The sequence below is a fragment of the Blastopirellula sediminis genome, from assembly GCF_020966755.1.
GTDB lineage: Bacteria > Planctomycetota > Planctomycetia > Pirellulales > Pirellulaceae > Blastopirellula > Blastopirellula sediminis.
On sequence record NZ_JAJKFT010000010.1, the window covers coordinates 2928746 to 2953950 of the forward strand.

Sequence of the window (25205 nt, forward strand, 5' to 3'; positions counted from 1 at the left end):
CGCCCCGATAGCGTGAGCTACCGGGGGCAACCGTTTCTCTTGTCGCGATTACGAATTGGCGGCTGCCGGTTTGGCCGCTTTCCAGCAGATGCGATTGACCGCGTCGAGGATCGCCAGGACGGTCGATTCGACGGTGTCGGTCGAAACGCCGCGACCACGGAAGATCGCTCCTTCGTGCTCGATGTCGACGATCACGGTTCCTTGAGCGTCGCGGCCTAAGGTGGCGCTACGAACCTGGAAGTCTTTGCAGTTCAGCTTCACGCCGGTGATCCGTTCGACCGCCCAAAACGCGGCGTCGATCGGACCGTCTCCTTCCGAGACCTCGGCCGAGTGTTCTTCGCCGGCGTGCTTCAGCGTCATTTTGACGTTCGGCTTACGCTTCGTTCCGGAAGAAACTTCGAAGGAGACGAGGGACCATTCTTTCGTCAGGTCGCTGCCGCGGATCTGCTGTTCGCAGAGAGCTGAGATATCGCCGTCGTAGATGTCTTTCTTCTTGTCGGCCAGTTCTTTGAACTGCTCGAAGACGACCTGCAACTGCTCGCCGCTGAGGTGATAACCGAGGCCTTTCGCACGATCGGCCAACGCGGCGCGACCGCTATGTTTGCCGAGCACCAGATCGGTCTTGGCGAAACCGACGTCTTCGGGACGCATGATTTCGTAGGTGGTCGGCTCTTTCAACATGCCGTCTTGGTGAATGCCTGACTCATGGGCGAACGCGTTGCGACCGACGATCGCCTTGTTGCGCTGAACCTGCATGCCGGTAACGCTCGAGACCAAACGGCTGGTCGGAACGAGACGCTCGGTATTGATGTGGGTCGCGACGTTGTAATAGTCGTTGCGCGTGCGCATCGCCATCACGATTTCTTCCAAGGCGCAGTTGCCGGCACGTTCGCCGATGCCGTTGATCGTGCATTCGATCTGACCGGCGCCTGCTTCGACCGCCGCCAGGCTGTTGGCGACCGCCAGGCCGAGGTCGTTGTGGCAGTGAACCGAGATGACCGCGTCGCCGATGTTCGGTACCCGTTTGACCAGGTCGCTGATGACGCGGCCCATGTGCGACGGCGTGGCATAGCCGACGGTGTCCGGAATGTTGACGGTAGTGGCTCCCGCTTTGATCGCCGCTTCAACGACTCGGCAGAGGAAGTCCGGCTCGGTCCGAGCGGCGTCTTCCGGCGAGAACTCAACGTCGTCGCAATAGCCGGCCGCTCGCGAAACCCCTTCAATCGCCCGGGCGACGATTTCGTCCGGCGTCATCTTCAGCTTGAACTCGCGGTGGATGGCGCTGGTGGCGAGGAAGACGTGGATCCGCGGCGACTTGGCCGTTTTCAACGCTTCCCAAGCGCGATCGATGTCACGATCGTTGCAACGAGCCAAACCGCAGATCGTCGCGCCGCGGATGTTGCTGGCGATCTCATGAACCGCTTCAAAGTCGCCGGGCGAAGCGATCGGGAAGCCGGCCTCGATGATGTCGACTCCCAGGTCGACCAGGGCCTGGGCGATCTCCATCTTTTCGGGCAAGTTCATGCTGGCGCCGGGAGATTGTTCGCCGTCACGGAGCGTAGTGTCAAAGATCTTGATGGTGCGTTGGTTGGACATGGTATCTCGGTAAACCTGACGTAGGTGGATGTACTAATAATGTATCGAATCGGCGTGCCGGCCGGGCGCCGGCGCGGTTAGTAGCAGCCGGCCTCGACCGCCGATATGCGGTGCGTCAGGGTGAAAATGGGTAAACATCGATCGCGGAATCCAATAAAAAAGCCCCAGGACCTGTTCGGGGGGCCTGGGGCTTTTGATCAATTTTGGTTGATGCAAGCGCTGCGTACGCTCTCCCCTACGGCCGAAGACCGGTTAGTAGTAGGAGCGGTAATAGCGAAATGCAGGGCATCGTCTTTGTTGGTCAGTTTTGGGCTACAAAAGTAGTCAAGCTTCTGTAGGGACTGTAACTGCGCCACAAGGTTCAGTCAACCGGCAATCGGTCGCCAGCAAGCCGGAAATCGCGGCTTCATCAGACTTTAAGACTCTGCAGGGCCCGCGGAAAACCCTATTTTGGCCCCGACGGCGGGTGATAGCAGTCGAAATCAACCTAGGATTGCGGGCCTGCCGGGCGATAGAATTGGCGCCACGGTAGGAGGAAATAGAAAGGAGTTTCGCAAGTGCCGGGTGATTCATTAGATCTCAGCAGCGATCCGAATCCGCGACCGCGTTCCGAAACCGGAAGCGCGAAGCGCCGCGACTTTCTGGGGATCCAGTTCTCCTGCTGCAGCGTTTACGTCCGCATCTATAAGAACCGGGAGGGGACGCACTACGAGGGGAAATGCCCCAAGTGCTATCGCACCGTCCGATTTGAAATTGGTTCTGGAGGAAGCGACTCGCGCTTTTATACTGCGTATTGAACGACTTCCGCCGATTGCGTACTATCTGCCGCCGCCCTACCGAGGGCGAACCGTAGAAGACCGCCAGCAATTTAGTCAGACGCGACGCCGCACGACGCTAGCCGATGCACGTCGACGCGCAATACCAGCCCATGATGGATTTTGATGTTCAGCGGTGCACTCGCCGCTGTGCTGCGACAGATCGAGAGCTTTTGCCGGGCGAGACGATTTACTCGGTCCTGGTCCGGGATGGCGCCGAGGTTGTGCGCCAAGACTACTCGGCCGAAGCCTGGCAAGGAGCGCCGGAAGGCGCCGTCGGTTGGTGGAAGTCGGAACTGCCAAGCGGCAAGTCGCGCGGTCCCGATTGGGCGCCAAGCGACGTGATGCTCGACTACTTTGAGAGTCTGGCCGAAGATCCGACCAAAGAAGATGTGCGGTACGTGATGGCGCTGCTGATGATTCGCCGCAAGATCTTGCGGTTGGATGAGGCGGACGGAGAAGGGGAGGGACCGGAGAAGTTGCTGGTCTATAGCGCGAAGCGCGAGATGCAGTACGAAGTGCCGGTCGCGAGTCCCAGTGCGGCGAGGATCGCCGAAATACAAACCGAAGTCGCAAAGTTACTCGATTCGGCGGCGTAAGCTGTCGAGCGAAAGGCATGGAAGCCGTGTACGCGAAAACTTTTTGGCTGCTCCTCTGGGGCGGCGTCCTCTGCATGTCGATGGGCGCCGGTTGTCCCGCGATGCTCCGCCCGATGCCGGTCAACAACGCACCGGTTGCGTTCGCCACCGAGCCGACGCTGGAGCAGATCATCGCCCAGGTGAACGGCAACACCATGCGCGTGCAGACCGCCGAAACGACCGGCGCGACGATCTCGTTGCACGGCTTTCCCGCGATTCGCGCCAACATCTCGATGGCGCCGCCGCGTAACTTTCGCCTGACCGGCGAAGCGGCTTTGATGGGGCAAGTTCTCGACTTCGGCAGCAACGACGAAGAGTTCTGGGCATGGACCACCGCCGACGGTTGGCCGGGTCTCGTCTATTGCCGACACGATCAATACCAATACAGCACCGCACGGCAACTGCTGCCGGTCGAGCCGACCTGGATCTCGCAGGCGATGGGCCTGGTCTACTTTGAACCGGGCGGCAATCACCAGGGACCGTTCCCGACGGCCGATGGGAACGTCGAAGTTCGCACGACGATCAATGGCCCGAGCGGAACGATTACCAAGAGCACGATCATCGACAAGACGTACGGCTTTGTGCTGCAGCAGCATGTCTATGATCAAGCGGGCAACACGCTCGCGTCAGCGCTCGCTTCGGCCCATCGCTGGGATCCGACCACCGGCGTCTCGATGCCGCACCGGATCGATTTGAAGTTGCCGCCGGCTCAGATGGAATTCACCATCAACGTCTACGACTATCGCATCAATCAGCCGATGACGTCGAACAACGTCTTCCTGAAGCCGCAGCGCAGCGACGCTCGCTCGGTCAATCTCGCCGATCCCAATCTGCAGATGGTGCAGCCTGGCTATGCTCCTCCGGCCGCGGCGTCGAACGTCTCGCCGGGCTTCATCCCGTCGGGCGGCTATCCGGCTCAGCCGCAGCCAGCCTATCAAGCGGCGCCGCAATCGCCTTACCAGGTGCAGCCGTACAATCAGATGCCGCAGTCGGGCGTGCCGGTTAACGCGATGCCGCAACAACCGGCGGCCAATTATCTGCCGCAGGCGCAGTACGACCAGCCGAAGATACGTGGTTTTGACGTGCGGCGATAATCCCGGCGGCGTTCTAGCTTGGCGCTCTCCGCTCTATTATCCTGGGAGGAAATCGACGCCTGCCCCATTTCTTCCGGAGCCCCGCCCATGTCTCGCTTCTGCTTTGCGCTTCCGCTGGTGATGTTTCTGGCCGCTTCCCTTTCGGCCGCTGACGCAGTGTCGCTGTTTGACGGCAAGACGCTGGATGGTTGGGAAGGGAAAGCGGAGTGGTTTCGCGTGGAGGATGGGGCGATCGTCGCCGGTTCGTTGGAGAAATCAATTCCGAACAACGAGTTCCTCTGCACCAAAGAAGAGTACGGCGACTTTGAATTGACGCTCGAAGCGAAACTCGTTGGCCAGGGAACCAACGCCGGCATTCAGTTCCGCAGCCAACGCATTCCGAACCATCACGAGATGATCGGCTTTCAGTGCGACATTGGCAGTTCGCCGTCGCGGGTGATCTGGGGTTCGCTCTACGACGAGTCGCGCCGCAAGGTGTTCATGGCCGAAGGCCCGGCCGATGAAGTCGCCAAGGTGGTGAAGAAGGGGGAGTGGAACCAACTGAAGGTCCGCTGCGTGGGGCCGAAGATTCAGATTTGGGTCAACGGCTTGCAGACGGTCGATTACACGGAAGGGGATGACGCGATTCCGCGGACCGGGATCATCGGCTTGCAGATTCATAGCGGACCTGCCGCCGAAGCGTCGTATCGCAACTTGCAACTGAAAAAACTATGAGCTCCTTGCCCATCGAGTTCTTTTATTTCGATCTCGGTAACGTCCTGCTCTATTTCGATCATGACCGGGCCTGTCGCCAGATGGCCCGCGTCGCGGATGCGTCGGTCGAAGAAGTTCGCGAAGTCGTCTTCTTCAGCGGTATGCAAGTTCGCTACGAAACCGGCGAGATCGACACGGCCGGCTTTCACGACTATTTCTGTCACCGGACCGGACGATCGCCCAACATGGCGGAGCTCGCCTTGGCGGCCAGCGATATCTTTGAGCCGAACCATCCGGTGATCGAGATCGCTGAGACGTTGCATGCGCAATCGCGGCGGATGGGGATCTTGTCGAACACCTGCGCCTGCCATTGGGACTTCTGCATCGACGGGCGGTATCCTTTTCTCCAGGATCGCTTTGAGCAATATGTGCTGAGCTACGAAGCGAAGTCGATGAAGCCGGACGGGGGAATCTATCGCGCGGCGATTTCCCAGGCCGGGGTCGCGCCGTCGTCGATCTTCTTTGTCGACGACCGGCCGGAGAATGTGGCCGGGGCGCTCGAAGCCGGTCTCGACGCGGTGCTCTACATCGGCGCCGATCGGCTGCGGGAAGATTTGGAGAAGCGTGGGGTCGCAATTGGTTAGTGCGATTGTGCGGGTCGCGCCGATTCTTCTTGAGGGAAACGCTAGTCCTAGGGGCCTAGGCGTCTAGGAAGGCGCAATTTTCGCGGATTTGTGCGCCGTTTCTGAAATAGTTTCCTACCCTTTCTAGTCTTCATCCGCAAAGGGATCGCCGATGCGATGGCGATTCCAGGGGCATGCGAAAAGCGATTCGGACGGTCGTCGTCAGGATCGCAATTCTCGGGAGCGAATGACCGGAATGAACAAAAAGGTGCTGCATGTCGATGACGATCCGCAGATTCTGCGGCTTGTCGGGCGACAGTTATCCAACGCCGGATACGAAGTCATTTCTTTGGATCAACCAGAGAAAACGATGAAAACGTTGCTGGACAGTTCGATTCGAGTTTGCATTCTCGACATCGAAATGCCCCGGATCAACGGGCTCGATCTGCTGCGCGACATCAAACAATACGACGGCGGCATTCAGGTCGTTATGTTGACCGGGCTCGTGACGTTGTCGACGGTGCTCGACTCGATGCGATACGGCGCCGAAGGCTGCTTGTTCAAGCCGGTGAATGATTTCGCACCGTTGATCGAGACGCTAACGGCCGCATTCAGCAAGAACGAGCGGTGGTGGATCGCGTTGCACGACTTGAAACAACGACAGCTTGCCTAAAACGATTACCTATCCGTAGGCGGCGCAGTATCTGCGACTTTGAGCAAGTATGAGCGAAAACGACGCGAATAACGAACTCCTGGTAGGCTTCATCGACGAATCGATGAACGCGATTCAGGATTTGCCTGCGCTGCTCGCGTCGTTTAAGAACGATTCCAGCAACGTTGAGGCGGTTCACTCAGTATTCCGAACCGTACACTCGATCAAAGGAAACGCCGGCTTCTTTGGTCTGACGGCGATCAAGAAATTCGCCCACTCGCTGGAAAACGCTCTCGACGAAGTTCGCAATCAAAAGACGCCGCTCACCGAAGATCTCTGTCGCGCCCTGATCGAAGGGATCGACTCGCTCGACCATATGCTGCATGCGGTCGAGAACCAAACTCACAGCGAAACGCTGAGCGAAGCCGACCTGAAACTTCTAGAACAGGTCGCGATTCTCTCGAAGTCCAAAGGCGCCGGCGAAAGCGGCAGCGAAGAATCGGCCGCCGACGCACTGCTGGCCGATCTGCTGGAGATGGCGGACGAGATGACCGCCGCTGGTTTCCCCGAGTCGCTGCAATGGGCCGAACGATTGCGCGAACTTGGCCAAGTTTCGGCGCCTGCCCCCGAAGCGAAAACAATCGCTACTCCCGCCGATCTGCTTTCGCAGCAGTTCTCGATCGGCGGGTTTGAAGTGACGCTATCGGTTCGCCGATTAATCGAGATGTTCGTTCAGGCGGAAACGGCGCCTTTCGACGACGATCGCTCGACGGCTTTTATGGAAGCGATGGCGGAGCTGAAGCTTTGTGCTCGCAACGCCTCCGATTCGACGCTGCTGACCGCCTTGGAAGAGGCGGGCCGCAACTTCAAAACGATCTACGACAGCGGGATCGGCGTCGACGCGATGTTGCTGAGCATCGTCTGGGACCAAATCGCTCCGGCGCTGGAAAGTTTGACGCCGCAACCGGAGCCGACGCCGGCGCCGGAAGCTGCCGCACCCTCGCAAGAAACCGCACCGCCGAAATCGCCTGAGAGCGAATCAGGCGATGCCGATTCTGCGAAGGAAAAAGGGGCGAGCGGCAAGAAGACCCGTTTCCTTCGCGTCAACGAAGAGAGCATTGATAACTTCTTGGACGACGTCTCCAGCTTGTTCATTACCTGCGAACGGCTGAAAGACATCCAGAGCCGGATGACCCACGCTACCGAACTTCGCGAATTGATCGAAGAGTTACGGCAAGTGAACATCTCGTTCAACATGCAAGCGAACCGCCTGCAGAAGAGCGTGGTGTCGCTCCGCCGAGTGCCGATCCGCGGGATGTTCTCCAAGTTTCCCCGCATGGCTCGCAGCTTGGCCAGCAGCCTCGGGAAAAAATTGGACGTTCATCTGGCTGGCGAAGACCTGGAAGTCGACAAGTCGCTGCTGGAAGAGCTTGACGCGCCGCTGACGCACATGATTCGGAACGTCGCCGATCACGCTCTCGAACTGCCGGAAGATCGCAAGGTTCGCGGCTTGAACGAAGTCGGCAACTTGTGGCTTGGCGCCGAGACGACTCGCACGCACGTTTTGATTACGATTCGTGACGATGGTCGCGGCATCGATCCGAACCGTCTCCGCCGCAAAGCGGTGCAGAGCGGTGCGATCACCGAGTCGCAAGCGGAACGCATGTCGGATCAAGAGGCGGTCGAACTGATCTTCCATCCTGGTCTGTCGACGGCGGAGCAAGTGACCGAGATTTCGGGTCGCGGCGTCGGTATGGACGTGGTCCGGACGATGGTTCAAGACAATGGGGGTGAGATTCGAGTCGAGTCGACCGTCGGCGTCGGCACGAACTTCACGATCGAGATTCCGATTCGCCAGGCGGTGCTCGTGATCGACGGACTGTTGATTCACGAAGGGGAAGAGCGTTTCGTCGTACCGTTCGACGCGATTCGCGAAGTCCTCGACCTGCCGTACGAAGAACTGAAGACGGCCGGCGGCGCACCGGTCGTTACGTTGCGAGGGACGACCTACGCAGCCGTGTCGCTCGCGGAGACGCTCGACATTCCGCAGTCGGCGGAGAAGAGCAAGAGCGATCGTTTCTCGGCCGTTCTGATGACCAGTAAGCAGGGAGACGCCTGTTTGATGGTCGATCGCGTGGTCGGCAAACGAAAAGTGGTGGTCAACAGCCTACAAAATATCTTGCCCGACGTTCGCTCGATTAGCGGCGTGGCCCAATTGGGCGGCGGCGAATTGGCGCTGGTCTTGTCGTCGACCGAGATTATCCGTTCGCTGAAACGCTAAGCTTGCGGTTCGCTCATTCTTGCACTCGCTTCGCCTTGAAAACCCACTTCTTGCCCGTTGCGTCAACGAGTTCTCCGGTCACGTGCCCTTTTTCTTGAAAGGTGATTTGCCCCTCGCAGGCAAGCGTTTCACCCTTCTTACCGCTGCGCAGTTTATTAAAGACCACTTTCACCTGGCCTCCCTTATTGGGGATCGTCGGCGTCTTCCCTTCAATCTTGCCGATCACCGTCGGCTTTCCTCCCTGCGGCTGAAAGATGTCGGTTTTGAAAATTCGAAACATCCCGGCGCGTTCGTCGTCAGAGCTCGAAGATCCCGCTGGCTTCATCGAGTATTTCCAGACCGCACCCTCAAATTTGTCTTCAGCGGAGGCGATCGACGGCAGCAAACAGCAGAAGGCGATCAGGCAGAGGATGTGACGTACCATGCGTTAGCTCGCGAATTAGGAGGATTCTGACGCGTTCGACGAGCTTCGATTTTAGGTGCTCCAATACGTCGCTTCAACGAAACTGACAATCGGAATTGGATTCGCACAAAAAAAGCCGCCGGGGATAATCCCAGGCGGCCGATGTCATTGTCGTTTGGCGAGTTCGCTCGCTTACATGTAGCGATTGAACAAGTTCTCGAGCATTTCCTGGCGACCGCTTTGATTCGGCGCCGCTTCCCCCTTGGCGAGCATGTACTTCTCAAGCGACTTCAGGTCGTGCTTGCCCGCTTCGATTTCGGCGCCGACGCCGCTCTCCCAACTGCTGTAACGAGCGGCGACGAACTTGTCGAATTCACCTTCGGCGCGAATCGCGGCGGCGATCTTCAGCCCCTTGGCGAACGCGTCCATGCCGCCGACGTGGGCGTAGAACAGGTCGATCGGCTCAAAGCTCTCGCGACGAACCTTGGCGTCGAAGTTGACGCCGCCGCTGCCGAGACCGCCGTACTTCAGGATCGACAGCATCACTTCGGCCGTCAGGTAGTAGTTGGTCGGGAACTGGTCGGTATCCCAGCCCAACAACAGGTCGCCGGTGTTGGCGTCGATCGAACCGAGGATGCCGTTCATGCCGGCGTATTCCAGCTCATGCTGCATCGTGTGCGATGCGAGCGTCGCGTGGTTGGTTTCCAGGTTCATCTTGAAGTGCTTATCGAGATCGTACGTCTTCAAAAACGCCAGGCAGTTGGCGGTGTCGAAGTCGTATTGATGCTTGGTCGGCTCTTTCGGCTTCGGTTCGATCAGGAACTGCCCGGTGAAGCCGATTTCCTTGGCGTAGTCGACCGCCATGTGGAAGAACTTCGCCAGGTGATCCAGCTCACGCTTCATGTTGGTGTTGAGCAGGTTCTGGTAGCCTTCGCGGCCGCCCCAGAAAACGTAGTTTTCACCACCCAGCTCTTTCGTGATTTCCAGGCACTTCTTGGTCTGCGCGGCGGCGAAAGCGAAAACGTCGGCGTTGCAACTGGTCGCGGCGCCATGCATGAAGCGCGGGTTGCTGAACAAGTTGCAGGTGCCCCACAGCAGCTTGACGCCGGTGCGTTCTTGTTCGTCTTTCAACGCGGCGGCGACCTTGTCGAAGATCTTGTTGGTTTCGCTCAGCGAAGCCCCTTCGGGAGCGACGTCGCGATCGTGAAACGCATAATAAGGAGCGCCGAGCTTCTCAATGAATTCAAACGCGACGCGAGTACGCTTGACGGCGTTTTCGACCGAGTCGGTTCCATCGTCCCACGGACGAATCGCCGTACCGGGACCAAACGGATCGGAGCCAGTGCCGCGGAAGGTGTGCCAATAGACGACGCTGAATCGGAGGTGATCGCGCATCGTTTTGCCTTCGATCACTTCGTCCGGATTGTACCAGCGGTACGCCAACGGATTCTTCGAATCAGGGCCTTCGTATTGAATCTTGTCGACTTCGGGAAACGCAGACATGTCGGTACTTCGCTCGAGAGGAAAAGGGCGGGGCGAATGAAACGCGTGTCGCCAGCGGCGAGACGACGCAGACACTCTCTAAGATGGAGTCGATTAGAGAGTAAGAGCGCATCATAAAGCGCGAGGTAGCGGCATACAACCGACTGGAATTCCGCCGACCGAAGATATTTTACAAACGCAACCCGTTTGCTTGCGTATTGAGTTTCCTTACCCGTTGCTGTTTTTAGACGAAAATTTCGCCTGCAACCAATCTCCCCAGCGCGGAGAAATCTGAGAAATCGCGAACAGGATCCGCGCTTTCCATGGGACGACCAGATCATGTTTACGCCCCTCGCATCCTTTCAAGATTGATACGGCAAGTTGATCCGGATCGATCGCTTTCAGTTTGACGCCCGCGCCGGGCTTTTGCGCTTCGTCCGGTAGTTTCCCCATTTGATGGTCGTAGCGGGTGCCGGCGTCTTCCCGCGCGATCGGACCAGGACAGACCAGCATGACATGGACTCCGTCGTCGGCCAGTTCGAGACGGAGCTGCTGCGTGAAGCCCGCGAGCGCGAATTTGGTGGTCGCGTAGGGGCCGATAAAGCGAATGGCGCTCTTCGACGCCAACGAGCCGATGTTGATGATATGTCCCTGGCGGCGAATCAGAAGGGGAGCGAACGCTTGCACGCAGCGAATCGCCGCCATCACGTTCAGTTCCCATTGACGGCGGAAGTCGGCCAGTTGCGTTTCCAGCAATTTGCCGCGTGACGAAATGCCGACGTTGTTGACCAACAAGTCGAGTCCGCCGAAGCGCGACTCCATTTCCAGCTCAAGCCGTTTGACGTCATCATCGGAGGTGACGTCGGCGGCCAGCGGGACGGTCTGACCGGGGAGCGAATTCAGCGACGCGGCGGCGGCGGTCAGCGCTTCTTCATCACGAGCGACCATCACGACCGTCGCCCCTTGGCTAGCGAGCTGGCGAGCGATCGAGAGTCCTAACCCGCGTGAAGCGCCAGTGACGAGGGCGACTTTTTCGTTCCAATAGGCCATCCGACCGCAATTTCGCTAGGGGAATTCAGGGAGAAACCTTCGCGATGATAACGAAAAAGCCTCGGCAGGCAATTGCCCAACCGAGGCCCGGGGTGTTGCGAGAACGGGGCGTTCTCTCACTACGCAGTGACTTCGTATCCCTTGCGGGCTTGGCGAGAGAGCCAGCCGTTGGCCTGCTCGTCTCCCACGATTTGCTCCGTCTTTTCGTCCCATTTGATCGTCCGGTCAAGTCGCAAAGCGATGTTGGCCAGATGGCAAGTGGTCATCGCACGATGGTGCGAGTAGACGTCCGAGATCGGATCTTTTCGGAGCTTGACGCATTCAAAGAAGTTGACCATATGGGCGTTGCCGCCGGACGGGGTCATCCCTTTGTAAACCTTTTGAATCGCATCTTCGGGCAGCGGGTTCGACTTCATTTCGTCGACCGGCGCGCCGACCAGCTTGCCGCGGTTGACCAGGAAGCGTCCCTTGGTCCCCTCGAACATGACGCCGTTGTCGAATCCAAGGTCGTTGCATTCATTACGAATGGCGACTTCGATATCGCGCGGGAACATCGCTTTGACGTGGAATTCGGTCGGCGTGTTGTAGCGATCGTCCTGGGTCGGCATGCCGTCCTGGTACGGAGTCGGGAACTTCGCCATGATCGGCTCCAGACTGACCGGGCCGCCGACGCCTTGTTGATCGAGACCCCATTGGGCGATGTCGACGTGGTGGGCGCCCCAGTCGGTCATCTTGCCGCCTGAGTATTCGTACCACCAGCGGAATTCGTAGTGGCAACGGGAATTGCCCCAGCCTGGGCCCTGCTTAAAGCGGTAGTCGACCAGCGGGGCCTGACCGAGCCACATCTCCCAGTTGAGTTGCTTGGGAACTTCGGCGATCGGGATCGGACCGCTTGTCGGAGCGCCGCCGATGGCGACATGGATTTTCTGAATGTCGCCGATGCGACCTTCGTTGATCAGGGCGATCGCCTTCAGGAAGAGCTGCCCCATTTCGCTGCGCTGCTGGGTGCCGACCTGAAAGACGCGGCCGGTCTCTTTGGCGACCTTGCAGATCTTCTTTCCTTCGTCGATCGTCAGCGTGAGCGGCTTTTCGCAGTAGACGTCTTTGCCGGCCTTCATCGCTTCGATGGCGATTTTCGAGTGCCAGTGGTCGGGCGTAACGATCGTCACGATCTCGATGTCGTTGCGATCGAGGATCTTGCGGTAGTCTTCGTAGACGTCAACTTTCCGTTCGCGACCTTGTTTCTTGTTTTCCGCTTCGCTTCGTTGGCGACCTTTGGCGGCGTGATCAGCGTCGACGTCGCAGACCGCAACGACATCGCCCAGCTTCATCGCGTTCGGGCCGACGGCGTCCCAGCGTGATCCGGTTCCGATGCAACCGATCAGCGGACGATCATTGGCCGACTCCGCTTTCTGCTCGTCGGCGATCGATTTCGCGCCAGTAAAAAAATAGGGAAGGCTCAGGCCAGCAGCGGCGACGGTGCTGCTCTTCAGGAACTCGCGACGGTTCGAGCTACTCACTGAGGTGTCTCCAGGCGAATGGCCAGATAAGTGAAGGCCGATGCATTTGGGGTGAGGTAGGCGGGCTCTTGGTTCTGCGGCGAACACTTCTCGATTGATTGCGCCTTTGCGGCAGTATCGTGCCTAGTGTATCTCTTCGGGAATCCGCAATCTAGCTTCATATGCCGGAAGCTAGACAAAAGTTATGCAAAAAAAGCAAATTACCGCAATTTGGGAACGGAAAAACGTGAAGTCATTTTAATTTTGGGAGGTTCCCCCCAAAGAGACTGGCCCGATGGAGAAACGGGGCGCGTTAAGACCGGACAATGAACGCCTAAATTCCGTTAATAGCTGATAGGTGGTAATAGACGCCTGTTTGGCCTAAAAGAAGGGAGTTACGGGGGCCGGAACCGTCGCTATCCCTAGTCGTCACTTTCTTTCGAATGAACTAGAGTACATCGAATTGGTAGACAACGATTTCGCATTTTTAAGGTCGTCGATATGTCCGCAGCCCGCTTACTTCCTCAGCGTGCCCGCACCAAGATTGTGGCGACGGTCGGTCCCGCGTGTAACACGCCCGAGATGCTGGAACAAATGATTCTGGCCGGCGTTGACGTTTTCCGGCTCAACCTTGCCCACGGCGAACTAACCGAACATTCCCGCGTCGTCGACACGATTCGCGAGATTAGCGATCGCTTGAAGAAGCCGGTCGCTACCCTGGCTGACCTTTCCGGGCCGAAGATCCGTCTCGGCACCCTGGTTCAAGATCCGATCTACTGCACTGAAGGGGAGAACTTCCGCTTCGTGCGCGGCGACTCGGCCAGTGATCCGCACGAACTGGTCAGCAACTACGAGCCGCTGATTGACGAAGTCAAAGTTGGCGACGACGTGATGCTGGCCGACGGTACGATCACGATGGAAGTGGTCGAGAAGACCGACGATATGGTGACCTGCGTCGTCGTGGCCGGCGGCATCTTGCGTAGTCGCCAGGGGATTAACTTGCCGGCGACCAAGCTCGGCGTCGAAACGATCACTCCGCGTGACCGCGATCACATCCGCTGGGCCGCCGAAACCGATCTCGACTACGTCAGCTTGAGCTTCGTTCGCGAAGCGGACGACATTCGCCAATTGCGTGATCTGCTGCAAGCGCACGAGTCGCGGGCGATGGTGATCGCGAAGATCGAAAAACGCGAAGCGCTCGAAAACCTGGAAGAAATCGTCGAAGTCTCGAACGGCGTGATGGTCGCTCGCGGCGACCTCGGCGTCGAAATCGATGTGGCGGAAGTGGCCGCCGCGCAAAAGCGTATCGTCAAGACCTGCACGCGAATCGGTCGCCCGGTGATCGTCGCGACGCAGATGCTCGACAGCATGACCAAGAACTCGCGTCCGACCCGCGCCGAAGCGACCGACGTCGCGAACGCGATTTTGGACGGCGCCGACGCTTGTATGTTGTCGCAGGAAACGGCGGTCGGCGAACACCCGATCACCGTGATCAAGATGATGAACCGGATCATGCTGGCGACTGAAAAGATGCTGTGCGACGATTTGTCGAACACGCATCGCGCCGAAGAAATCGGTCTGGTCCACCCGGTCACGCAAGCGGTCGTTTCCGGCGCCACGCGCACCGCCGATCTGCTCAACGCCAAGCTGATGGTGATGGCGACTCGCACCGGCGGCACCGCGCTGACCAAGGCGAAGATTCGCGACTGCATTCCGACGATCGGGGTCAGCGACTCGAAGGCCGCGCTTCGCCGGATGTGTCTCTACTGGGGCATCATTCCGATTGAAGGAGCTCCGGTTCACAACGGCATTCAGCTCCGCCGCTTCATCGACAAGTGGGGCTTCGATTCCGGACTGCTCAAGCCGAACGATCGCGTTATCTTCGTCACCGGCGGCGGCATTATGCAGTCGGCCGAATACATCGTCGTCGTCCATAAGGTCGAAGCGCCGGAAGGCTCTGGCGCGACCGAGTAAGGTTCAGCGGCGCGTCGTCGCTGAATTCGAATGTCGCATCGCCTGGCGCCAACTCTGAATGAGCTGCCAGGCGAAATGGAAGATCGTCAGTCCGCCGATGCCCCCCAGTGCTGCGCCGCTGGCCAGGCAAACGGCGAAGACGGCCGGCTTCCAAATCTCGCGTGGGGCCCAATAGCTGCCGGCGATCGCCACGGCGATCGCTCCTAGAATCGCCGTTACGATCGTAACGCCATAGCCAAGGCGATCGATGTGGGTCGTTTCTCCCAGCTGCGTGCGTGGAGCGAATTCCTCCTCGGAGAGAGGATCTTCCACCGGCCGCGGTTCCGGCGGTCGCGCGATTGGCCGTTTCTGTTTCAGACGAGTCCCGATATAGGCGCCGGCGACATGCCCGAAGATCGCTAGAGCGCCAAGCAGCAGCGCCGCCGAGGCGACCGGGCTGACCCATTTCATCAACGCGAAGGCCGCTCCGAACAGGGCAATGACAATCCCGAGACTGCGGAGCGTAAACCGCGGCGGCGGTAAGTCCGGTTCCGGATCCATCGTCTGGTCAGGAGGGGTGCGTGGGCGGATCAAACGGTGACCTGAGTATTAATAAAGGGCTAGCTGCCACGAACTGCTATTGCCGGTATTCTTACCGTTTGAGACGGTTAGGGCGAGAAATTCAGTCGTAGAAGCCGCAGAATCGGTTTTTCAACGAACAAACGCCGCCGAGCGGCGTCTAATAATTGTAAGGTGTTGCAGGGCAGCGATTTTCGTCGCTGCAGGGCAAAGGAAGAGGCTAGGGAAAAATGTGGACCCTCACTATTTTATGCGTGATCGTCGTCATTGCCGCCGGTATCACGGCGTATGACCTCTGGCAGACCAAGCACGCCATTTTGAAAAACTTTCCGATCGTCGGTCACTTCCGCTATTGGCTGGAAGCGATTGGGCCGGAACTGCGTCAGTACATCGTCACCAGCAACAACGAGGAGCGTCCCTTCAGTCGCGATCAGCGGACTTGGGTTTACGCCTCGTCGAAGCGCGAAAACAACTACTTTGGCTTCGGGACCGATGACGACCTTGAGTCGTCTCCCAACCATTTGATCATCAAGCACGCCGCGTTTCCAATTCACGATCCGCATCCGGGCGAAAAAGATTTCGATCAAGAGTTCCGGATTCCGTGCGCGAAAGTGATGGGCGCCTATCGCGGACGTCGTTTGGCGTTTCGTCCCAAGAGCGTCGTCAACGTCTCGGGCATGAGCTTTGGTTCGCTCAGCGGACCGGCGATCGAAGCGCTCAACATCGGCAGCAAGCTGGCCGGTTGCTGGCACAACACCGGCGAAGGTGGGATCAGTCCCTATCACCTTCGCGGCGGCGATCTGGTGTATCAGATCGGGACCGGCTACTTCGGCTGCCGCGATTCGCACGGCAACTTCGACCTTGGCAAGTTCAAGGAAGTGGTCGCGGCGAATCCGGTTCGCGCCGTTGAAATTAAACTGAGCCAAGGCGCCAAGCCGGGCGTCGGCGGCTTTCTGCCGTCGGCCAAGATCACCGAAGAGATTTCGCGGATTCGCGGTATTCCGCGCGGTCGCGACTGTGCGAGCCCGTCGAATCATACGGCGTTCGGCAATGTCGACGAGATGCTCGACTTTGTCGAAATGCTGGCTGACGCTTCCGGCGTTCCGGTCGGCATCAAGTCGGCGGTGGGCGAACTCCACTTCTGGACCGACCTGGCCGAGCTGATGGCGCGCACGCATCGCGGCGTCGACTTCGTCACGATCGACGGGGGCGAAGGGGGAACCGGCGCCGCGCCGCTCGTCTTCGCCGATCACGTGGCGTTGCCGTTCAAGATTGGTTTCGGTCGCGTCTATCGCGAGTTTGTGAAGTTCGATCTGCACCATCACGTTGTGTTCAACGGTTCGGGCAAGCTCGGCTTCCCGGAAACTGGCTTGTTCGCGATGGCCCTGGGGTGCGATACGATTTCGGTCGCTCGCGAAGCGATGCTTTCGATCGGCTGCATCCAGGCGCAGCGTTGCCATACCGGACATTGCCCGGCCGGCGTCGCGACGCAAAACTGGTGGCTGAAGCGCGGGCTTGATCCGACGCTGAAATCGTTCCGCGTCGCAAACTATGTGGCGACCTTGCGGAAAGAGTTGCTTCGTCTGAGCCGGGCCTGCGGCGTGGTTCATCCTTCGCTGGTGACGCTCGACCACTTTGACGTGCTCGACGATCGTCTCCAGGCGATCGCGGCGACGACGTTGTTCGATCATCGGGCTGAGTGGGGTTTGCCCAGTGCCGAGGATCAAGCGACGATTCGTGAGATCATGACGGCGCCGGTCAGCGAACGGGACACGCTGGTGAAAGGGATTGTGAGCCACGTCCGACGTCCGGAACTGGTTCAGTCTTCGACGTAAGAAGATCGCGACGCCAAGCGGAATTCGTTGGCGTCGCGCTCGTCGTCCACGCTAAATTGAACGACTCCATCACCCCTTGGGCCATGGGACGTTCGCGTGGAGTCGTCGCACATCTCGCCGCCGCAACGCCGAATCGAGCTGAATCAGCCGCTTGTGTTGATCGCGGCGGCGCTTTGCGCGGGAATGACGGCCGATCGTTTCTGTTCGCCAGGTTGGGCGCCGCCGATCTTGATCTTGAGTGCGGCGCTGGCGGCGTGGCTGGTCTGTTGGCGCAATCGTTGGGAGATTGCAGGCTCCTGGTTCGTCCTATTGGCCGTCGCCGCGTTTGGCGCACGTTTACACGACGCCGCTTGGAATCGCTTCGCCGCGGATGACATCGCGATGAGCGTCGGCGACGCCGCACAACCGTTGGCGATCGAAGCGGTGACGCTCGACTATCCGATACCAATTCCCGCGGCGCCACAGAGTCCATTGCAGAACTTTGAGCAAGATGGCGCCGTTCGATTGCGGCTGCAGATCAGCGCGGTCCGCGATGGTCGCAACTGGCGACCGGCAGTCGGCAAAGCGTCGCTGCTGGTCCAGGCCGAATCGCTAAGCGTCGGAGCAGGGGAGCGCGTTCGCGTTTTTTGCCAGGCGATGCGAATCGAGCCGCCGGCCAACCCCGGTGAGTTTGACTTCGCAGCGCATGGCCGGGCGGATCGTGTTTTGGTCTCTCTGCGAACTGGATTCGGCGAGTGCGTCGAACGTTTGGAAACGCCGCGGTTTTCGCTCTGGAGTTTGATGGCCGAAATCCGGCGGCGCGTCTCTGCGAATCTGGCGGCACAGTTATCTCCGCAAGCGGCGCCTCTGGCCGATGCGCTACTGCTTGGAAATCGGACCGAGGTCGATCGTCGGTTGTCGGACGAGTTTGTGCAGACCGGGCTGGTGCACTTGCTGGCGATTTCAGGTTTGCACTTGGGCGTGCTGGTTGGCGTCGTCTATGGAGTGTTGCGGCTGTGCATGTTTTCTCCCCGGGCGATCGCGGCGGCGGTGATCTTGTTCGCGGTCAGCTATATGTTGCTGGTCGACATGCGGCCGCCGGTGGTGCGAGCGACCGTGTTGGTCGTCGTTTTTGCGCTGGGAATGTTGGCGGAACGACGCGTCTTGCCATGGAACACGTTGGCGGCGGCGCTGATTGTGGTGATCGTTTGGAACCCGGCCGATCTGTTTCGAGTTGGGCCGCAACTTTCGTTCTTGGCGGTTGCCGTGTTGATCTGGCTTGCGCCGCTGTTGGATTATCGAATTGAAGATCCGCTCGATCGGTTGATTGCGGAGAGTCGACCTTGGCCGGTGCGAATCATGCGCGGTGGACTACGCACGATCGGCGCCGCCTACCTGGCCGGTTTTGCGATCTGGCTGGTAGCACTGCCGCTGATCGCGTCGCAGTTTCATTTGATCTCTCCGGCGGCGCTGGTTTACTCGCCGCCGCTGATGCTGGTGACCTCCGTCGCGCTGGCGTCGGGGCTGGCGGTCAGCCTGATCGCTCCCTGGTCGAGTTGGCTCGCAGCGCCGGCTGCGCTCCTTTGCGATGGTAGTTTGGATTTGCTGGCTCAAGGCGTCGCCGCGGCCGATTCGCTCCCCTGCGGTAGCTTTTGGGTGAGTGGGCCGAGCCTTTGGTGGACTTACGGTTGGTATCTGCTGCTCGCGGTCGTGGCGATTGCGGTGCGACAGTTTAGTTGGCCGCTATTGCGCGGTGGAGCGATCTTGGGCGGTTGGTGTGTGGTCGGTTTGCTGGCGTCGCTTTTGCCGGGAAGTCCGTCGAGCGGCGAGGAGTTGCGCTGCACCTTCGTTTCGGTCGGGCATGGGACGTCGGTCTTCGTTGAATTTCCGGATGGATCGAACATGCTCTACGACTGCGGGCGGTTGGGATCTCCCCGGCGAGCGACCGAATCGGTCTCCGCCCTACTTTGGTCGCGCGGCGTGACCCATCTGGATGCGATCGTCATCTCCCATGCCGACGGCGATCATTACAACGGCGTGCCGGGGCTGCTTGAGCGGTTCTCCGTCGGCCAGGTTTACGTCTCGCCGGTGATGTTCGACCGGGAAACGGAAGGACTGCGCTTTTTGCGCAATTCAATTGAGGAGGCCGATATACCGCTGGCCATGTTGAAGGCAGGGGATCGTCTGGTGGTTGGCGAGAATGCCAGCGTCACGGTTTTGCATCCGACGACGCGGGGAGTCTTGGGGAGCGACAATGCGAACAGCCTGGTCCTGCTGATCGAGGCGTTTGGCCGCCGGATCTTGTTGCCGGGGGATTTGGAGACGCCGGGGATGGAGGGAGTGCTGCGGGAAGAGCCGATCGACTGCGACCTGGTGATGGCCCCGCACCATGGAAGCGCCGGGAGCGATCCAGTCCGGTTTTTGGCCTGGTCGACGCCGGAGACCGTGGTGGTGAGCGGATCGGCGGCTGATCGGGGGGCGGGGCTGGAAAAAAGGGTCGATTTTTCGGGCCCAATTCTGCATACGGCGGAGCAGGGGGCGATTGAGGTCCGGGCCGGCCGAGCTGGGCTCGCGGTATTCCCCTATAAATAGCGGTCTCGTTGTAAGTGTAGGCGGCGATAAGCCTTGCAGGTTTTGCGGCTCTTGCGAAACTGCGGCCAATCGCATCTGCGGTTGCAAACGACGCTAGTACTGATACATTAACGGACTTATCCACACACAGTCGGCGAAAATAGACCGGACGTGCGTGTCGTCTGCCCCGGCCTCCCAGTCGTTTGGAGAGGTGTTGGTCGAGTTGACCGGGAAGACGCTCGTGTTGGCCAAGCTACGGAAATAGTCGCAACCGATGTCGATCACGAAAGAAAAGAAACAAGAGGTCATTCAAGGGTTCCAGCGTTCGGGCGAAGATACCGGATCGCCTGAAGTGCAGATCGCGGTGTTGACGACGCGGATCAACAACCTGACCGAGCACATGCGGACCCACAAGCACGACTACGCGACGCGCCGCGGGCTGCTGATGATGGTTAGCCGCCGTCGTCGTCTGCTCGACTACGTGAAGCGTCACGACCCGGAAAAGTACTTGGAACTGCTCGCGCAGCTCAACATCCGCAAGTAGTCGCAGCTTGCTCGACGAGACGGCTGGTCTCGTCAACGTTTTTTCATTTCGCCAGGGCGCAGCAGCGGTCTGTACGCCCGGCGAAAACGCGCGTGTCGGCTGTTCGACTGCGCGCAGAGGCGGTTGAAGACGTAGATAGATAAAAGCATTTTTGGAATATGATTCTCGTCGCCCAAGGTCGTTCTTCTCATATGACCGAGCGGATAGTGCGCCGCGGGGATCGCAATGTATTGTTAGGAAACGGAAAGTGGAAACTACTCGCGTTGAAAAGCAAATTGGCAAACTGACCCTCTCCTTCGAGACTGGGTATCTAGCGAAACAAGCGGCGGGCGCCTGCCTCACGCAATACGGCGATACGATTGTTTTGACGGCCGCAGTGTCCGGCCCCTCTCGCCCCGGCACCGATTTCTTCCCCCTGACTTGCGACTATCGCGAGCGTTCGGCGGCGGCCGGTAAATTTCCTGGCGGCTTCATCAAGCGTGAAGGTCGTCCGACCACCAAAGAAATTCTGACTTCGCGTTTGATCGATCGTCCGATCCGCCCGATGTTCCCGAAGGGATTCCGCGACGAAGTCCAAGTGATGGCCAACGTTCTCTCCAGCGATCGTCAGAATGACGGCGACGTGCTGGCGATGAACGGCGCCTCGGCGGCTCTCGGCATTTCGGGTCTGCCGTTCCAAGGCCCGCTGGCCGCGGTTCGTCTGGCTTACATCAACGGCGAATTCGTCGTCTTCCCGACCCACGAAGAGTTGGAAGAAAGCGAACTCGACCTGATCATCTCCGGCAACAAAGAGTCGGTCCTGATGATCGAAGGCTTCTCGCGCGAAATGCCGGAAGACCTGATGCTGCAAGCGATCGAAACTTGCCACGGCTACATCCGTGAGATCTGCGACCTGCAGCTTGAATTCATCGAAAAGGCGGGCGTTAAGCCGTGCACTTGGGTTGAGCCCGCGCCGAACGCCGCTTACCAACCGCTGGTTGATCGCTATTACAACGACTTCAAATCCGCCAAGCAGACCTCCGGCAAGCAAGCCCGCGCCGAAGCGGTCAGCGCCTTGAAGGAACGGGTCAAAGGCGAAATGATTCCGGATCCGACCGCCGAAGGCGCGATCGGCGAAGACGCTTTCAAAGAAGCCTGGCACGATCTGGAAGAACGGATCGTTCGCGATCTGATTCTGTCGGGGACTCGCCCGGACGGTCGTGACGGCAAGACCCTGCGTCACATCGAATGCAAGGTCGACGTGCTGCCGCGCGTTCACGGCTCGGCGGTCTTCCAACGTGGCGAAACCCAGTCGCTGGTCACGATCACCCTCGGCACCTCGCGTGACGAACAACGGGTCGACGGCCTGCAGGACGAATACGCCAAGAAGTTCATGCTGGACTACAACTTCCCGTCGTTCTCGGTCGGCGAATGCCGCCCGATCCGTGGTCCGGGCCGACGAGAAATCGGTCACGGCGCCTTGGCCGAACGTAGCGTGAAGCCGGTTCTGCCGGGTCCGGAAGAATTCCCGTACACGATCCGCGTGATCTCGGACATTCTGGAATCGAACGGTTCCAGCTCGATGGCCAGCGTTTGCGCTGCGACCCTCGGTTTGATGGCGGCCGGCGTGCCGATCAGCAACCCGGTTGCCGGGATCTCGGTCGGTCTGGTGAAAGAAGGAAACGACTTCATCCTGCTGACCGACATCATCGGCGACGAAGATCACTACGGCGACATGGACTTCAAGATCGCCGGTACGCAGAACGGCATCACCGGCATCCAGCTCGACCTGAAGATCAAGGGCATCAGCGCCGAGATCATCAAGGCGACCCTGGAGCAGTCGCGTGACGCTCGTATCGAAATCCTCCGCACGATGCTCACCACGATCTCGGCTCCGAAAGATGAGCCGTCGGTCTGGGCGCCTCGCTTGCTGTCGACCAAGATCAACCCCGAGAAGATCGGCCTGTTGATCGGTCCGGGCGGCAAGACGATCCGCGGCATTCAGGAAGAGACCGGCGCGACGATCGACGTTCAAGAAGACGGCACCGTGTTGGTCGCCAGCTCGACGCTGGAATGGGCCGAAGCGGCTCTGGCTCGCGTCCAGGCGATCACCGGCGAAGTCGAAGTCGGCAAGATCTACGAAGGTCGCGTCACTAGCGTGAAGGACTTCGGCGCGTTCGTCGAAATCCTGCCGGGTCGTGACGGTCTGTGCCACATCAGCGAACTGTCGAACGAATACGTCGGCAACGTCAATGACGTCGTCAAAGTCGGCGACATGCTGAAGGTCAAGGTTCTGCTCGTCGACGAGCACGATCGCGTCAAACTGAGCCACAAGGCGATCAACGCCCCGGCTGGCGAAGGGAATGGCGAACCGCAACCGGCTGGCGCCGGCGGCGAAGGTGGCGGCGGCGGTCGTGGCGACCGAGGTGATCGCGGCGGACGCGGCGGTCGCGGCGGACGTGGCGGCGATCGCGGCGGACGTGGTCGTCGTGACGACTAGTCGAACCCTCGACAACTGACAGCGCCGGCGGAGGCTTACCGCTTCCGCCCTGAAATCATTCGCCCGGCTTCGCGTTTTGCGTCGCCGGGCGTTTTCGTCATTAGTAGAAGCTTTTCGCTCGCTTAATTTTGCGGAGTTCGGATCGTTGGACGGCCAGTCGTCTTCTGCGGACAACCAGACGATCAACCAGAGGCTGCTCGAGCAGTACAACGAGATCGCGCAGTTAGCGGGCTCGCTGGCGCACGAGATCAAGAATCCTCTCTCGGTCATTCGGATGAACATGGATCTGCTCGCCGAAGAGCTTGATCCGCCGCAAACCTCCGCCGAGCGCCGCGCACTGCAAAAGACGAAGATCGTCCAAGAGCAGTGCATGCGGCTGCAGAATCTGCTCGACGACTTTTTGCGTTTCGCGCGGCTGCGGCAACTCAACCTGTTGCCGGGAAATTTGAACGAGCAGGTCGAACGCGTGCTCGACTTCGTCGCCGCTCAAGCCGAAAGACAAGGGATCGAGATCGTCCGTTATCTTGACGCAGATCTCCCTAGCATCGATCTCGACGCCGAAACGCTCTATTCGGCGCTGCTGAACCTGGTGATCAACGCGATCCAGGCGATGCCGGACGGCGGCACGTTGATGGTCCGAACGCAGGAGACGCGACATGGAGTCGCTCTCGGTCTGATCGATACCGGCTGCGGCATGAACGAGGAGACGGCCCTCCACATGTTCGACGCATTCTATTCGACCAAAGATGGGGGATCGGGGCTCGGTCTGCCGTTGGCTCGCAAGATTATCGACGCCCATAACGCACGAATCGACGTACAAAGCGAGCTGGGACGCGGCACGCAATTTACGCTGGAATTCCCGAAGCCGGCGCGGATCGGCCCGTAACTCGGCGCCGTCGGTTCTAGTGAGTTTCGCCCGATTTCGTTAGATTAAACGGTATGACCGGAGAGCACCCCAAGTCCGAATCTACTGAGATCGCACCGATCAATCACGGAGCGTTTCGGGTCTTGATTGTCGACAACGACAAAGCGCACGCGATGACGATGTGCGAGAGCCTGGAGCGTGTCGGCTATCCCTGCGTGGTCGCGACCAGCGGCCCGGAAGGGATCGAGCGAATCGAGCGTGACGACTTCGAGATCGTCATTACCGACCTGGTCATGAACGAGGTCGACGGCATCGGCGTCTTGAAGAAGGCGAAGAGCGATCTGCCCGAGTGCGAAGTGATCGTCGTCACCGGGCACGGCACGATTTCGATCGCGGTCGAAGCGATGCAGCAGGGAGCGTTCAACTTCCTGGAAAAGCCGCTGACCCCCGACAAGTTGCGAGCCGCCGTCGCACGCGCCGCCGAGACGGTGCAGCTGCGACAGACGAACACCGATCTGCTCCAGCGACTGGACGAGCGGTTCGGCTTTGAAGGGTTGATCTTCGCCGACGCGCGGATGGGGCATGTCGTTGATCGCTTGAAGCGAATCTCGCCGACGGACGCCAGCGTGTTGATCCAAGGAGAGACCGGCGTCGGTAAAGAGCTGGTCGCTCAGGCGATTCATCAAAACAGCCCGCGTAAGAACAAGCCGTTCGTACCGCTCAACTGTGCGGAACTGAGCGAGCACTTGCTCGAAAGCGAACTGTTCGGTCACGCCAAAGGCGCTTACACCGACGCGGCGACTGAACGAGTCGGCCGTTTTGAGTACGCCAACGGCGGCACTCTTTTTCTGGACGAAGTCGGCGATATGCCAATGGCGACCCAGGTGAAGTTGCTCCGCGTGCTGGAGTCAGGCGAGATCACTCGCGTCGGCGAAAACAAACCGATCAAGATCAACGTCCGCTTGCTCTCGGCGACCAACTGCAACTTGGAAGATGCGATCAGCCGTGGTGCGTTTCGTAGCGACCTTTACTATCGTCTCCGAATCGTCACGGTGATGGTTCCGCCGCTGCGAGAACGGCGCGACGACATCATTCCGCTGATGGATCATTTCCGCCGGCAGTTCGCCAAGCGGCATGGCAAAGCGGTGAAGGGGATCGACAAGGCGGTCGTCAAACGGTTCTACCAATTCGACTGGCCCGGCAACGTCCGTCAGTTGCGTAACCTGGTCGAGAGCATGGTCGTCTTGGATTTGGACGGCGTGCTGGGGATCGACGATTTGCCGGAAGAGTTGATGGACGAAGCGGACTACGTGGTTCATCCGGTGGCGTTGCCGCCGCCGACTTCCTCTTCCTCCTCCACGGCCATTGCGGCGGTCGAAGCGGATGGACACGTCGGGCTGTTGGATCTGGTCGGTCAGCCGATGAACGAGGTGGAGAAGCGATTCATCGCTGAGACGCTGAAGTTCACGAATCAAAACCGCGAAGAAGCGGCCAAAATGTTGCAGATCGGCGAGCGGACGCTGTATCGCAAAATCAAAGAATACAATCTTCGCGGCGATAACTAGTCGCAGGAG

General features: G+C 59.3%; 19 protein-coding genes. 13 read left to right on the forward strand and 6 right to left on the reverse strand.

Annotated elements, in window-relative coordinates:
• Positions 1-48: 48 nt before the first annotated feature.
• The gene (locus LOC68_RS23600) at positions 49-1596 is read right to left on the reverse strand and encodes a 2-isopropylmalate synthase (protein ID WP_230223316.1); all 1548 of its coding nucleotides are present in this window, start codon (positions 1594-1596) and stop codon (positions 49-51) included.
• Between the two features lie 928 nt (positions 1597-2524).
• Here LOC68_RS23600 and LOC68_RS23605 point away from each other — a divergent pair.
• From LOC68_RS23605 to LOC68_RS23630, 6 genes are all read left to right on the forward strand, one after another.
• Complete coding sequence (locus LOC68_RS23605) at positions 2525-3010, forward strand: hypothetical protein (protein WP_230223318.1); 486 nt, start codon at positions 2525-2527, stop codon at positions 3008-3010.
• Positions 3011-3036: 26 nt separating this feature from the next.
• Positions 3037-4143, forward strand: coding sequence for a hypothetical protein (locus tag LOC68_RS23610; RefSeq protein ID WP_230223319.1), 1107 nt, complete (start codon positions 3037-3039; stop codon positions 4141-4143).
• 87 nt (positions 4144-4230) lie between these two features.
• Positions 4231-4857 carry a 3-keto-disaccharide hydrolase gene (locus LOC68_RS23615; RefSeq protein ID WP_230223321.1) on the forward strand — a complete coding sequence of 209 codons (627 nt, stop codon included), beginning with the start codon at positions 4231-4233 and terminating at the stop codon, positions 4855-4857.
• Positions 4854-5480 (forward strand): HAD family hydrolase, encoded by a 627-nt coding sequence (locus tag LOC68_RS23620; RefSeq protein ID WP_230223323.1) that lies wholly within the window; start codon positions 4854-4856, stop codon positions 5478-5480. Before LOC68_RS23615 ends, LOC68_RS23620 begins: the two co-directional genes overlap by 4 nt.
• A gap of 151 nt (positions 5481-5631) precedes the next feature.
• Complete coding sequence (locus tag LOC68_RS23625; protein WP_230223325.1) at positions 5632-6132, forward strand: response regulator; 501 nt, start codon at positions 5632-5634, stop codon at positions 6130-6132.
• 49 nt (positions 6133-6181) lie between these two features.
• Positions 6182-8392, forward strand: coding sequence for a chemotaxis protein CheA (locus tag LOC68_RS23630; protein WP_230223327.1), 2211 nt, complete (start codon positions 6182-6184; stop codon positions 8390-8392).
• A 13-nt stretch (positions 8393-8405) separates the two neighbouring features.
• Here the strand turns inward: LOC68_RS23630 and LOC68_RS23635 are convergent, their stop codons facing one another.
• The 4 genes from LOC68_RS23635 to LOC68_RS23650 all read right to left on the reverse strand — a co-directional run bounded on the left by LOC68_RS23635 (position 8406) and on the right by LOC68_RS23650 (position 12847).
• Positions 8406-8816, reverse strand: coding sequence for a hypothetical protein (locus LOC68_RS23635; RefSeq protein WP_230223328.1), 411 nt, complete (start codon positions 8814-8816; stop codon positions 8406-8408).
• Positions 8817-8987: 171 nt separating this feature from the next.
• On the reverse strand, positions 8988-10298 hold the full coding sequence (gene xylA, locus LOC68_RS23640; RefSeq protein ID WP_230223330.1) for a xylose isomerase: 1311 nt from the start codon (positions 10296-10298) through the stop codon (positions 8988-8990).
• Between the two features lie 207 nt (positions 10299-10505).
• Entirely contained in the window at positions 10506-11327 is an 822-nt protein-coding gene (locus LOC68_RS23645; RefSeq protein WP_230223332.1) for an SDR family NAD(P)-dependent oxidoreductase, read from the reverse strand.
• Between the two features lie 119 nt (positions 11328-11446).
• Positions 11447-12847, reverse strand: coding sequence for a Gfo/Idh/MocA family protein (locus LOC68_RS23650; protein WP_230223334.1), 1401 nt, complete (start codon positions 12845-12847; stop codon positions 11447-11449).
• Between the two features lie 480 nt (positions 12848-13327).
• Between LOC68_RS23650 and pyk the strand changes: the two genes are divergently transcribed.
• Complete coding sequence (gene pyk / locus LOC68_RS23655; protein ID WP_230223335.1) at positions 13328-14800, forward strand: pyruvate kinase; 1473 nt, start codon at positions 13328-13330, stop codon at positions 14798-14800.
• 3 nt (positions 14801-14803) lie between these two features.
• Here the strand turns inward: pyk and LOC68_RS23660 are convergent, their stop codons facing one another.
• On the reverse strand, positions 14804-15340 hold the full coding sequence (locus LOC68_RS23660; RefSeq protein WP_230223338.1) for a hypothetical protein: 537 nt from the start codon (positions 15338-15340) through the stop codon (positions 14804-14806).
• A gap of 248 nt (positions 15341-15588) precedes the next feature.
• Between LOC68_RS23660 and LOC68_RS23665 the strand changes: the two genes are divergently transcribed.
• The 6 genes from LOC68_RS23665 (at position 15589) to LOC68_RS23690 (ending at position 25196) form a co-directional block, all read left to right on the forward strand.
• A complete protein-coding gene (locus LOC68_RS23665; RefSeq protein ID WP_230223340.1) occupies positions 15589-17193 on the forward strand; it encodes an FMN-binding glutamate synthase family protein in 1605 nt (534 codons plus the stop codon).
• A gap of 96 nt (positions 17194-17289) precedes the next feature.
• Complete coding sequence (locus LOC68_RS23670; RefSeq protein WP_230223342.1) at positions 17290-19764, forward strand: ComEC/Rec2 family competence protein; 2475 nt, start codon at positions 17290-17292, stop codon at positions 19762-19764.
• A gap of 253 nt (positions 19765-20017) precedes the next feature.
• Complete coding sequence (rpsO, locus tag LOC68_RS23675; protein ID WP_105338170.1) at positions 20018-20287, forward strand: 30S ribosomal protein S15; 270 nt, start codon at positions 20018-20020, stop codon at positions 20285-20287.
• Positions 20288-20534: 247 nt separating this feature from the next.
• Positions 20535-22766: a polyribonucleotide nucleotidyltransferase gene (gene pnp / locus LOC68_RS23680; protein WP_230223344.1), complete on the forward strand. Its 2232-nt coding sequence runs from the start codon at positions 20535-20537 to the stop codon at positions 22764-22766.
• 145 nt (positions 22767-22911) lie between these two features.
• Positions 22912-23652: a two-component system sensor histidine kinase NtrB gene (locus tag LOC68_RS23685; RefSeq protein WP_230223346.1), complete on the forward strand. Its 741-nt coding sequence runs from the start codon at positions 22912-22914 to the stop codon at positions 23650-23652.
• Positions 23653-23705: 53 nt separating this feature from the next.
• Entirely contained in the window at positions 23706-25196 is a 1491-nt protein-coding gene (locus tag LOC68_RS23690) for a sigma-54-dependent transcriptional regulator (RefSeq protein ID WP_230223348.1), read from the forward strand.
• The last annotated feature ends 9 nt before the right edge of the window (positions 25197-25205 follow it).